Below are 13,077 nucleotides of genomic sequence, written 5' to 3'. Positions count from 1 at the left end.
TTAAGACGCAATTTATTGCGTCTTAGAAAGCAAAGAGCATTTGACGAGTGACTAATCCCCCTAACCTCCGAAGAGGGAACGAGTGGCTAGTGCTATAGGATTAGTCACTAGTCACTTGTCGTTAGTCGTTAGTCATTGGTCATTAGTCACTACCGAAGTCCAAACATCTCCGCGACGCTGACCCTCTTGGGGGGCTGGCGACACTCTATGGAGCCAGTGAGCGCGTCAGGGGCATCGTCATGGGCGTTGGTACCCACACGGAGGTAACCCGTCAGGTCACGGGCAAACTTCGGGAAGCGCTTTTTCCAATCCAGAGGCATCTTGATGAGCTTCTGTACAGAGGCTGATGCGGCAAAAATCCTTGCTGTTTTGTTCTGATTCTGGTGAAACGGATTAAAGCGCGTCAGTCGGTTGCCCATATCCCACGAACGTTGTTGCAGGTTGCTGACAAACAAATTTCCGCCGTTGTTGCTTTCGATATGGCAGCGCTCCACTTGGTGTTGCTGCAACATATAAGTTAGGGTTGTTTCGGTAACCTCCATAGGGTCTTTGGTGTAGAGTACATCTGTAATATAGTTGCCGTCCTCCGCCTCTTTGTAGAACAAAGCGCATAGATAATCCGCCCCACTATCGGCCGCATCTATATATGCTACGGAGTAGGAACGAGAAGGCAAGTCGGTATAACAGCTGAACTCTTCGTACATCAATCCTTGGGAAGGCTGTGGATTCTGTTGGTACAAACTTTCAAAGACAGTTGGGGAGCGACCTTTTATCTCTAAGAGTTTTTCCAAACTATGTCTTTCAGGCCATAGGGGTTCTCCTTCTGCTCTAGGGTCTTGCTCGCTCGGTGGCCTGTTCTGTATGGCAGGGAAACTAACGAGTAGCCAACCTTGCGGGTTTTCTATGGGGTCATATATACCCTCTTGTTCGAGCAAGCGTCCTGCTAAATCTTCCATGTGCCAACGAGTAAAGACCAACAGCTGTTGGCTATCGTTGTGCAAACGTGTAGAGGCTACTGTATCGTACCAGTCGGCCACGTTCTGTCTGATGACTGGCGACCAAGCTGAGGAAGCATCTTTGTACAAGTCGTCCATAATCAACATATCCACAGGTTCACCAGTTAGGGAACCTCCTACACCTATCGTTTTAAAGCTGCCTTGGTAGCCTACAATTTCGCACTCATCGGAGTTGCGGGCGTAGTTGCGACTACGTCGGCCTTGTTCTTGGTAGCTTGCCTGACCCGCGAGGAGCGTTTGTGGAAACAGCTCATAGTAGCGGTCATCGTCCATGATACGTTGCAATTCCCTATTAAATTTACGCGCTTTGATAGCATTGTAAGAGACAATAGCAATGCGCTTGTCAGGGTCTTGTCCTAAAACGAAAGCAGGTAAGCGGCGGGTCGCACCCTCGCTCTTGCCATGTTGAGGTGGCATGGTGATCATGAGCTTTTTGATTTCTCCCATAGCAAAGCGGGTTAGCACCTCGTAATAAGCGATATGGAAAGGCGCGGGAGCAAAAGAAGGGAGTGTATGGCGGGTGAAGGAAAGGAGGTTCCTCTCCCCCAACCCTCTCTCCGAAGGCGAGGGAGCTACTAAGCAGGCGCAGGCTTGGGAGGGGTAATTGTTGTGAGCTGTATTGGGTTGGGGATATTGGTGTTGAGCAGGTGTAGGGGTAAATGGCAATTCGCCCTCGTTGTCATCATCGTCTATATTGGGTTGGGTGAAAGGCTTACCTACTTCATTTTTGCTGACTTTGCCTATACAACCGTGTGCTGGCTTATCAGACGTTGCATAAGCAGGCGTTGCCCGCTTTTCACCCACATACCCAAGCTCCAAGTTTTCGCTTGGCTTTACTTTTCGCTTTTCACTTCCCATTGCCCATCCTTCTAAACGCATAATGATACGGATAGCGGCAATACTGTTATTAACGGTAGGGACAACCGTCTCTCCATTGCTATCCAAAGGCTCACGACGAGCATATGTCCAAAGAATTTCTAAAGCCTCATCCATAATGATTAATGCCAATAATGATTAATGATTAACAACCACTAAAACGCTGCAAAATTACAACATTTAGGACAGGGAAGTCAAGGAAAAGGCTGTTGAGAAGTAAGAATTTATACAATAAAAAAATGGTGTTAAGTATTTAACAGTGGTTAGTGGTTAGTCGCAATAGACTAACCACTAACCACTAACCACTAACCACTGACCAATGCCTACTGACGGCTGATGACCTTAATAGTTTCTTTTACCCTCTGAGCCAGTAAGCGGGCTTGTTCTATATCGCGGTGGGTGATGGTGATATGTCCCATTTTGCGGAAAGGACGCGTTTGTCGTTTGCCGTAGATATGAGGGGTAACGCCAGGGAGGGAGAGTACGTCCTCTATATGCTCATAGATCACATTGCCTGCATAGCCTTCGGCTCCGACGAGATTGACCATGACGCCAGCGACTTTGCTTTCGGTGCTGCCCAAAGGCAAATCTAAAATAGCTCTTAGGTGCTGCTCAAACTGAGAGGTATAGCTTGCCTCAATGGAGTAGTGGCCAGAGTTATGTGGGCGTGGAGCTACCTCATTGACCCATATCTCTCCCCCTTTAGTAAGGAAGAGTTCTACAGCTAATAGGCCAATACTGCCAAAGGCTTCGGCAACTTGTAGAGCGATTTTTCTGGCTTGGCTGCTGATAGTCTCAGCAATACGAGCAGGGCAAAGCACATACTCCACTTGGTTGGCCTCAGGGTGAAACTCCATTTCTACCACGGGGTAGGTGACCACTTCCCCTTTGGGACTGCGGGCAACAATCACCGCAAGTTCCTTGTTTATTTCGGCACACTGCTCAGCTATACAAGGCCCTTCGGGGAGTGCATGGAGGTCTTGAAGATTGCGTACAATCTTCACTCCGTTGCCATCATAGCCAAAGCGGGTGCTCTTCCACACAAAGGGGTATGTCCATCGGCCTTCAGCAACCGCAGCGGCCAAGAGAGTAGGGGAGTCGAAAGCCTCAAAGGGAGCCGTAGGAATCTTATGTGCCTTGTAGAAAGCCTTTTGGGCGCCCTTGTCCTGAATGATTCTAAGGCTTGCAGGGGTAGGATACACCTTGACCCCCTCTTGTTCTAGGCGTTCAAGGGCATCTACATTGACATTTTCTATTTCAAAGGTAAGCAAATCGGCCTGCTTGCCGAACTGGTATACCGTGTCATAATCCATCAGGTCGCCCTGAAAGAAAGCATGACAGCCGAAGCGAGCAGGGGCTTCTGCGCTAGGATCGAGCACGATGGTGCGGATATCGTATTTGAGGGTTTCACTAAGGAGCATCTTTCCTAGTTGCCCCCCTCCGAGTATCCCTAAAGTAAAATTAGTAGAAAAATAGGACACTTTTTTAATTGTTAATGGTTAATTATTAATTGTTAATGAGTTGATTAACTGATTAGCAGATGAGTCAATTGGTCAATGAGCACATTGACAAAATGGCGCATTGATACATGGGTGCATTAGCTAATTAGATAGCGCAAAAATACGAATTATTTCCTAAATTTCCGATAGATTAAAATTTATAGGAAAACCTTTTTTTACCATAAAAAAAATCGTACTTTTGTACCGCAAAAAAAGCAATAATATATGGACAAAAAGAACAATACCATTGAGTATTTGAAATCTTTCTATATCAAAGATTATCTCTACATGGCATTTGCCATTGTTATCTATTCCATTGGGCTTACAGGTTTTATCATGCCTAATAAAGTAGTAACAGGAGGCTTGGCAGGAGCAGCTCTTTTGATCAAATATGCTACAGGCATAGATGCTTCTACTACTATATTAGTGGTAAATTTGACGCTCTTAGTACTTGCCTTCCGTTTTTTAGGCAAGACTTTTGTGATCAATACAGTCATAGGAGCAGGCTTGCTTACCTTAGGGGTGAAGATAGGGGAGACCTACCTGACCCCATACTTTACGGCGAATCCGCTGATACATGATACTTTTATCTCCATAGTCTTGGGAGGTATTTTGATGGGAACAGGTTTAGGAATGGTCTATTCAGTCAATGGAAGTACCGGTGGGGTAGATATTATTGGCTTTTTAGTAACCAAATATTTCAAGATACGCATCTCTCGTATTCTCTTGGTGGTGGATTTACTTGTTGTAACGTCCTCTATATTCGTACTTAAGGGCTACACTATAGAGAAAATGGTCTTAGGGATTATCCTTTTGCCTATTATGTATCAGACAGTGGATGTGGTGATGAATGGCGCCAAGCGAGCCATACAGGTTACCATACTCTCCAAGAAATATGAAGAGATTGCTACCCATATCAACACCGAACTCAAGCGCGGTTGTACCGTAGTGGATGGTGTGGGCTGGTACACTAAGAACCCCCAGAAGGTCATTATCGTCTTTGCACGCCGTGGAGAGGGTACCACTATTTTCCGCTTAGTCAATAGCATAGATCCAGAAGCCTTTGTAACTCGTACCAATGTAGAGGCAGTATATGGCAAAGGATTTGAAAAATTTAGCTAGATAGTAGTCAGAGTAACTAACAGCTAATCACTAACAAAACAACTATATTATGAATACAGCCACTTTACCACTAACAGACACGCATTTCCTTACAGATAAGCAAGGAAATAAGACCTATGCATTACTTCCTATAGAGGACTATAACGAATTGGTAGAGAAAGCCAATGCTTATGAGACATATGATGAATATACACTTCAGGCAATAGAGAGAGGCTTAAAGGATGCAGAAGCAGGAAATTTTGTCTCCCATGAAGAGGTTATGGAGAGTGCAAGGAAGATATTGGAAAAATACATGGACTAATGGAAACAGAATATCTTGTTCTATGGACAGCGGAGGCAAAGATACAATATAACGATATACTTCTTTTTTGGGCAGAAAACAATAATTCACCCAAATATGCTATAAGTTTGAATCGGCAAGTAGAAACAATCTTAGATACATTGAGGTATTTTCCTAAAATAGGGACGATTTATTTGGAAGAGAAGAATATTCGTAGAATTGTTATATTGCGAAATTTCTCAATGTACTATAGAATCATAGAAGCCGAAAAAGAAGTCCAAATAATAACATTTGTAGATAATAGAAGTAATCCTAAAAAGTTAAAGTTTTAATAGCATTAATCATTGACTAACTACGCTGTACTTATTCCTACTTATAACAACGAAAAGACCCTTTCCAGAGTATTGGATGGGGTTCTTTCCTATACCCCTGAGGTAATTGTTGTTAATGATGGCTCCACTGATAGTACAGCCGAGATCCTTGCTCGTTATCCTCAAATAGAAGTCATTACTTTCACTCAGAACAAAGGCAAGGGCAAGGCCTTGCAAGAGGGCTTTCGTGTGGCAAGAGCCAAGGGCTACCAGTATGTGCTGACGATAGATTCCGATGGGCAACACTTCCCAGAGGATATAGCTCATTTCCTTACTGCTATAGCTCAAGAACCTACCCTCACGCTCTTGGTGGGTAACCGCGATATGACTGTGGAGGGTGTCCCTAGAAAGAGTAGTTTTGGGCATAAGTTTTCCAACTTTTGGTTTCACTTGGAGACAGGTGTGAGGCTCCCTGATACCCAGTCAGGTTACCGCTTATACCCGCTTGAGGGGATACCGAAGCGCTATTTTACAGGCAAGTTTGAGTTTGAGATAGAAGTACTTGTTAGAAGCAGTTGGCGTGGAGTGCCTATAAAGTCCGTGCCTATACGAGTGCTCTATGATCCACAAGAGCGGGTCTCTCACTTTCGGCCTGTGTGGGATTTTGTGCGTATCAGTTTGCTCAACACAGTTTTGGTGCTTATAGCCCTTTTTTATATCAAACCTCGTGATTTTCTGAGGAAGTTTCAAAAAAAAAGTTTTAGAGCGTTTCTTAAGGAAGATCTTTTAGAGACGAAACTCTCCGATAGCAAGAAAGCCTTTTCTATAGCTTTGGGTGTTTTTTTTGGTATTTCCCCCTTATGGGGCTTGCAAACGGCACTGACTATTACCTTTTCGGTACTATTGGGGCTGAATAAGTCCTTGGCCTTTTTGGCTTCCAACATCAGTATTCCGCCTATAATCCCAGTGATTGTATGGAGTTCGCTCAAGGTAGGGGGATTTTTTGTTGGCGGGGACTTGCTTCCCAAGGGTGAGATTACCCAAGAGTTTGTCAAGGCACACCTTATGCAGTACCTTATAGGCAGCTTTCTCTTGGCCGCATTTATGGCTAGTCTTTTAGGCGGCGCTACCTATTTGTTTTTGAAAAAGAAGAAAAACAGTGACAAGTGACAAGTGACAAATGACAAGTGACTAATAACGTGAATCAATAGTTAAAACACTATTCGCTAACTGCCTAATAAGCAATTTATTGCGTCTTAATGATTGTTCTTCTACTATTGATTCGCGTTAATGAGTAGTGACCAATGACTATTCACTATTAATTATTAATTATTCACTATTAATTATTCACTATTAATTATTCATTTTTCACTTTTCACTTAAATTCAAGGATTGCGTTTTCTATAAAGTCAATATAGTCGTAGTAGCCGTTTTCTTTGAGGAAGTTGGCCAGATAAGCACCACTGGCTTCCATACCACCTACGGCTTCCACTTGTAGCATCTTGGCATAGAGGGGAGCGATGTATTTATCTATACTTTGTTTAGGAACAGAAGTACGACGCGCCAAGTAACTTGCGATTTTGCCTTGGGCATCCTTGATGATGTCAAAATCCGTTACCACCCAGTAGTATTCGCCTGATTTGGCTAAGTTCTTGGCCACCGCATGGAAGTTTATACCTTGTTGTATATTGTCCCAAAGTACCTTGAAAATGACACGAGGCATGTCTGGATGGCGGATAATATTGTGTGGAGAACCCATAAGTTCTTCTTCACTATAGCCGCATACATCACAGAATACTTGATTGACGTAATCAATCACACCTGCCGCATCCGTACGACTCATAATCGTTTTGGACTTATCCCAATCGACTTCCTTGTCAATAGGAGTGGGGTATTTGAAATTTGGAATCATATGAGGAAATTAATTGTTTTGGTAAAATCCCTGCAAAGATACATTTTTTTTCAAAAATAAGGAAAAGAAAACCATATTATTTTTATGAACAAAGGTTGAGCTGTATGCTGACTGCTTGATTTTCATGTCTTTCCTCTTGTTTGCAGAGGGGTGAAGAAGCACCCAAAAAAGTTATCAACAAAAAGAGGAAAAAACTATGTGGAAAAATTCGTTTTTCTGATAAATTTTTTATAACTTGCACCCTCAAAAAAGTATAAAGGAAATTGCTATGGAATATCTTATTGTAGCGGTGTTTTTCATTGGTTATCTGTTTATTACAGTAGAACACCAGGTGAAAATTGACAAAACGATTTCAGCACTCGGTATGGCTGTTGTGTGCTGGACAATCCTCAAAATGGCTAACTTGCCTATTTTTGAAATTGACAAGGGGCTAGTTCCCTTGGCAGAACATTACGAGGGAGGGAACCCTCAGGCCATTGATAGCCTCCTATTGTATCACTTAGGAAAGGTAGCCGAAATTCTTTTCTTCCTCATAGGAGCGATGACCATTGTTGAGATCATCGACATGCACCGAGGGTTTGAGATTATCAAAAAGATGATCAAGACCCGTAGAAAGAAAAAATTACTTTGGGTAATGGGGATTGTAGCGTTTTTCCTATCATCTTTGATAGATAACCTTACCACTATAATAATAATGATTACCATTTTGCGCAAGCTGGTACCTTTCCGCGAGGAACGTATATGGTATGCGTCACTTTTGATCATTGCGGCCAATGCAGGGGGGGCTTGGTCTCCTATAGGGGATGTAACTACCACTATGCTGTGGATGGCCAATAAGGTAACTGCTATGAGACTGATTGACTATGTGGTACTGCCTGCCGTATTTTGTTTCTTGGTGCCTTTTGCTATTGCGTCCTTTATGCCTATTTTCAAAGGGAAGTTGGACATGCCACAGATGGATAAGACCATGGCTTACAAGAGCAGTACTCCTATCTTGATCATTGGGGTATTAGGTATTATCTTTGTGCCTATATTTAAGTCTTTGTTCCACTTGCCTCCTTATTTGGGTATGTTGTTCTCCTTGGCCACTGTGTGGTTCTTTTCAGAGCTGCTCAAGCCTAATACAGAATTGGCAGAAGGGGACAAGCCTTCGTTCTCAGTACATAGTGCTTTAGGACGTATAGAACACTCCAGTATATTGTTTTTCCTAGGTATTCTCTTGGCTGTAGCAGCTTTGGAGGTAACAGGTGTTCTTTTCAACTTTGCAGGTACTCTTAGCCAAGTGGTTCCCAATGAGAATATAGTGGTGATGATCCTTGGTTTCGCCTCAGCGGTGATAGACAACGTACCGCTAGTGGCAGCTGCCATAGGTATGTTCCAAGAGCCTTTGGATGCTTCTCTGTGGCACTTTATCGCTTTCTCAGCAGGAACAGGGGGTAGCTTGCTCATCATAGGTTCAGCTGCGGGTGTAGCGGCTATGGGTATGGAAAAGATAGACTTTTTCTGGTATGTAAAGCACATCTCATGGCTAGCGCTCATAGGCTTCTTAGCAGGTTGTGGATCTTTGATAGCCGTAGAGACTTGGCTTAGATAGTGACCAGTGACTAGTGACCAGTGACTAATGACGCAAATCAATAGTCTTTCTACAGAAAACTATGCTCATTAGGGATTGTCTTATAGTCAAACAGAAATGGTTTGCGAAAAATTAGCGTGAGCAGGTGTAGGGGTAAAGTCCGCGAAAGCGGAGTATGTGAGGCAATTTGCCCTTGAAAAAGAGCAAATTAAGAATTGGCCGATTATTCTATTTATTTGCATTCTAAAAATGATTGGCTATAACTGTTGATTCTCATTAGTAATAGACAAATAACAATTATAAAGATTTTCCAATAAATATATTATTATGAAAAGATCGCTACTATATATAGGTTTTTTCTTGCTACCGCTCTTTGCGTTGGCACAGAGTCTTCCTGCCTATACCCTTACGGGGGAGAATACGGTATGTGGAGGAAATATAAAGGTAGACTGGTCAGCTGCGGTTACCGCAGGTATTCCTGTGTCGCTTTGGCATGTGGAACTCTATAATAGTGCAGGGGTCAAACAATCTCAAAAGGATTTTGACGCAACAGGGAAGACACAATTTGCCTTCCCTACAGGCACATATAAGGTAAAGGTCATTAGAAAAGATGGTTCTAAGACCCACCCCACACAGGGCACCCAAACGATTACTTCCACCTATAGGAACTTTATCGTGGTAGAACCCTACGAACAGGCTGATGCTGAACGTGCCGTAGGGGAGTGTACCTCCGATGGGAAAATGACCTTTAAGATAAAAAATGGGGCTGGCCCCTTTGTGATTAAGCTCTATGAAGTAGGCCAAGCTACACCTGCGGCCACCTCTGCCCCTACCACTAAGTCAGGCAATGAAACTACCGTACAGATTACCACAGGCCTTAAGGCCAATACCAAGTACGAGATAGAGGTAACCGACCAGGTAGGAGGGGGAACTTGTGCAAAAACAGAAAACCGCAATGTCAGAAGTTTCACCACCAAGCCTGCTTCGGCCTCTTTCCTTAGAAGTATTGCCTTGGAGAGCTGTAAGCAGAAAGGGGTACTAAGGGGGTCTCGTGGAATGATTACAGTAGAGATCAACAACCCCAATGCCGTAGGCCCCTTTCAGGTAGAGGTACGCCGAAAAGATAACAACCAAGTGGTCGTATCCGCAAGCAATGCCGATGCCTCTTTCCCTAAGGGAGGGGCTACAGGAACTACTCAAAAAGAAATAGAACCCGATGCAGGCAAGCGCTTGGAGGTAGGGAAGGACTATGTTATTAAGGTAAAGGACGTAGGTGGGAATTGTGTGGCCGAACGTACCCAGACCAACCCGCTCCGATTCTCAGCAGAGGCCGTACGACTTCACTTGGCACATACCTGTGCCGACTGTGGCGAATATGAGTTTGCCGTAGCACCCAAGTTCCCTAATAGGAATAGTAATCCCAATCAGGTAACCCGTGATAAGTTCTATACCTATAACCTTAAGGTTGAGGTAAAGCGTGGTGGGGTAATGCTCCCAGGCTTTCCAGAACAATTCACCAATACGGATGCTTTACCACAGACAGGTACCAATAACGGGTATATATATGGCAACAATGAGTTTAGGCTTAGTACGCTTTATGATGCGATGGTGCATAAGTCCGCCTATAAGGTAAAAGGAGGGGATGTGATTACTGTTACCTATGAGGATTGCGCCTTGGCCACCCCTATAGTGCTCACCCATACTGTTAAAACTACGCCAGACAAGCCTTTCACCTCGATAGGAGTACGCAAGAAAACAGGAGGAGGCAATTGCGATAGAGAGGTAGAGCTTACCACTACTTTCCAACATGGAGGAACGCCTTCCTATACCGATTTTTGTAATTTCACGGGAATGAAAGCCCGTGTAAAAACTTCCAATGTTTGGCAGGTAGCTACCACAGTAACGGATGTGATGTATAAGTTCTATGACGAATACGATGTCAATCGCCATAGGATGTATGTGCCTGTCTCTACCATAACCAACAAATATCAGGTAGAATATGCTGATGCCTCCACGGTTCTCAACGCTACGGCGCCTACCGATTGCAAACACTATGTCTCCCCAGAGCTGACCCTAACTAAGCCTGACTTGATTGACAATGTAGGGGTACATGCCCTCTATAATGGCTATGGAGCTGTCCTACAGTGGGAACATAGAGGAAAAAGGGTACAGCTATACGGTGTGAGAGATGTAGTAACCGATGCCAATCCCTTGGAGGTTACTATCCATCGCAAGGATGGCTTCCAAGGTGTTAAGACCTATACCGCCACTGGTCCTGAAGACTTGGCAGGTACTTATCAGATAAAATTCCCAATAAAGGGTATCTATAAGGAAAACGATATACGTACTGGCTATATACTGATTATGGACGTGCCCCCAGGGGAATATATCGTAAATATTAAGAATAATTGTGCTACCCGTAACCTCCCTCTTACCGTGGCGGAAACCCCTTCCCCTTATATACAGATAGATCCCCTAAAGGTAGAGGTAGAATGTAGTAAAAACGGACAAGCAGGAAGAGGAAAGCTTATCTATAGGGCAGTAGATGAGGTAGAGAATAATGTGCTGGGTTGGCTATATGTCTTTAGAGACCCAGGAGGTACAGCCCCCATCTACAAGCGGGCTAATACAAGCACCTATATAAGACAATCAAGATATACAGTTACCAGACTTTCATCGGATCCTTCCAAATATGAGAAAAAGGCAGAGATAGACAACTTGCCTGCGGGGGACTATATACTAGGTATTCAGGCAGGAGGATCTCACCATTATACCGCAGTCTATAAGCCAGAGGACAAAGGCTATACTTATGGATTTAGACCTAATGAACAAGGGGTTGGTTTGATGTCTCATACTTATATATATAAGACCTTCACCGTGAAGGAGGTAACGGATGTAGTGCCACTTTCTGCGGTAGCTATGTGTGACCCTTCTAATCCTAATACGGGTATGATACGGGTGGAGATGCCTGCAGGGGCGGAACCTAAGTATCCGATCACTTATACCCTATATAAGGTATCAGGGGGCACCAAGACCGTAGTTACTCAAGGAGGTAATGAGGTGAAGAAGGTGGTGACAGTCAAGCCTAGTAATATGGCGGACGCTAATGCGACTTTTAACAATATACCTAAGCTCACTGGTGGCGATACCTATGAGGTGAAGTTCGAGTCTGGTTGTTTTGATCGCTGGGTACCTATCCCTGATTTTGGTAGCTTGATAGCACCACAGGTACGTACACAGGCGGCAAGTGTCTGCTACGGTGTTCCTACTATCCTTAGTGTAGACATCTCAGAATCCCTTTATGATATACAGTGGAAGGCCGATCCCGCTAGTGCTTTAGATGGTATAGCAGCTGCTGACCTCAAGCATCCGTCCCTAACTATAGCCCCTAAGGAAGAGGCTGAGTATTGGGTTACTTATAAAATGAAAACAGGCCTAGGCTGTGGTACCCCTGTAGAGAAAAATACAGACAAAAAGCACTTACCACTATTGGGTAAAAACTTCACCGACGCAGCAATAGGCACGCTGGTAGATCTTACCACTACCTTACCGTTGAACAAGTGTACAGGCACAGTGACATGGACAGCGCCTGCGATTACGGATACGGAGGGCTGTGGCTACAGGCTAACGTGGAGAGTAGTTAAGGCGGATGGCACGGAGTTGTATGCACCTACCCCAGATGCAGATGGCAACACCCCAGCGCTTACATGGGATGGTTTCCCAGTAGGGGAGAGCTATGTAGAGTATACGGTAAAGGGCAAGGCTGACGGAGGAACAGAAGGCAAGAAGCGTTTTAAGGTAACGGTAACGGCTTCGAATATAGATGTGGCGGTAACGGGCAAGTTTGTAGATGCGGTTGGTAGTGATACCCAGATTACCACCATAGCCAAGGGACATACCATATATTATAAGGCCACGATAGAGAACAAGACGACACAAGCCTTGGGCGGAGGCGTCTTGAAGGTAACCTTGCCAGACAATACTAATGGCAACTATGAGTTGCCAGCGGCTACAGATAGCGGTATCATCAAGAGCGAGTTAGGTTCAGGAGTAACGGTTTCTTATGAAAGTCCAAGAGTCTTACAATTTGAAGGCATAGATGGTACGTTATTTTCACAAGGCACCAAGGTATCGGTATACATACCTATTAAGATAAAGAACAATGCGGACTGTACGGCATATGAGAATGCCTGTGCAGCGATACTTACAGGCAAGCCAGCCTTTGTCTTCACCTTAAAGAACTGTAGTGCAGCGGGAGAGATGACCAAGGAAGGAGCGGGAGCCTATGCGCAGATAAAGAATGATGGAGATTGTACACGCGTGGAACTCTTCTGTGCAGGCAGCTTGAATCTTACAGCCAGAGGCACAGGTTATACTTCCTATAAGTGGTATGATGGAGGAGCTACAGGGGCTAGCTACTCACAAATGAGCAGCACTACGGCTACGCAGCAAGTAAGTGCCGCAGGCTATTACAAGGTAGATAAGATA

General features: G+C 44.3%; 9 protein-coding genes. 6 read left to right on the top strand and 3 right to left on the bottom strand.

From position 1 onward, the window contains the following. Nucleotides 1-149 precede the first annotated feature (149 nt). Nucleotides 150-2,009 (bottom strand): phage terminase large subunit, encoded by a 1,860-nt coding sequence (terL, locus tag HMPREF9331_RS11040; RefSeq protein WP_016420988.1) that lies wholly within the window; start codon nucleotides 2,007-2,009, stop codon nucleotides 150-152. 206 nt (nucleotides 2,010-2,215) lie between these two features. Continuing rightward, nucleotides 2,216-3,373, bottom strand: coding sequence for a 5-(carboxyamino)imidazole ribonucleotide synthase (locus HMPREF9331_RS11035; protein WP_016420987.1), 1,158 nt, complete (start codon nucleotides 3,371-3,373; stop codon nucleotides 2,216-2,218). A gap of 243 nt (nucleotides 3,374-3,616) precedes the next feature. Between HMPREF9331_RS11035 and HMPREF9331_RS11030 the strand changes: the two genes are divergently transcribed. Genes HMPREF9331_RS11030 through HMPREF9331_RS11015 form a run of 4 tightly spaced genes read left to right on the top strand, consistent with a single transcriptional unit; the run spans nucleotide 3,617 to nucleotide 6,274 of the window. Then, the gene (locus HMPREF9331_RS11030) at nucleotides 3,617-4,513 is read left to right on the top strand and encodes a YitT family protein (protein ID WP_009642510.1); all 897 of its coding nucleotides are present in this window, start codon (nucleotides 3,617-3,619) and stop codon (nucleotides 4,511-4,513) included. 49 nt (nucleotides 4,514-4,562) lie between these two features. Beyond that, a complete protein-coding gene (locus tag HMPREF9331_RS11025; protein ID WP_016420986.1) occupies nucleotides 4,563-4,814 on the top strand; it encodes a hypothetical protein in 252 nt (83 codons plus the stop codon). Continuing rightward, nucleotides 4,814-5,125 carry a type II toxin-antitoxin system RelE/ParE family toxin gene (locus HMPREF9331_RS11020; protein WP_016420985.1) on the top strand — a complete coding sequence of 104 codons (312 nt, stop codon included), beginning with the start codon at nucleotides 4,814-4,816 and terminating at the stop codon, nucleotides 5,123-5,125. The genes HMPREF9331_RS11025 and HMPREF9331_RS11020 overlap by 1 nt, the downstream gene beginning before the upstream one ends. Before the next feature lie 12 nt (nucleotides 5,126-5,137). Next, the gene (locus HMPREF9331_RS11015) at nucleotides 5,138-6,274 is read left to right on the top strand and encodes a DUF2062 domain-containing protein (RefSeq protein ID WP_016420984.1); all 1,137 of its coding nucleotides are present in this window, start codon (nucleotides 5,138-5,140) and stop codon (nucleotides 6,272-6,274) included. 205 nt (nucleotides 6,275-6,479) lie between these two features. On the opposite strand, the gene HMPREF9331_RS11010 is transcribed toward HMPREF9331_RS11015, so the two are convergent. Continuing rightward, nucleotides 6,480-7,016 (bottom strand): PAS domain-containing protein, encoded by a 537-nt coding sequence (locus tag HMPREF9331_RS11010; protein WP_016420983.1) that lies wholly within the window; start codon nucleotides 7,014-7,016, stop codon nucleotides 6,480-6,482. A 268-nt stretch (nucleotides 7,017-7,284) separates the two neighbouring features. Between HMPREF9331_RS11010 and nhaD the strand changes: the two genes are divergently transcribed. After that, complete coding sequence (nhaD, locus tag HMPREF9331_RS11005; protein ID WP_016420982.1) at nucleotides 7,285-8,610, top strand: sodium:proton antiporter NhaD; 1,326 nt, start codon at nucleotides 7,285-7,287, stop codon at nucleotides 8,608-8,610. A 306-nt stretch (nucleotides 8,611-8,916) separates the two neighbouring features. Beyond that, nucleotides 8,917-13,077 (top strand): hypothetical protein (locus tag HMPREF9331_RS11000; RefSeq protein WP_016420981.1); only part of this gene is annotated, 4,161 nt, incomplete at its 3' end.

The organism is Capnocytophaga granulosa ATCC 51502 (assembly GCF_000411115.1).
Taxonomy (GTDB): Bacteria; Bacteroidota; Bacteroidia; order Flavobacteriales; family Flavobacteriaceae; genus Capnocytophaga; species Capnocytophaga granulosa.
The sequence above is the reverse complement of the archived record's forward strand: the minus strand, read 5'-3'. Positions and strand labels throughout refer to the sequence as shown.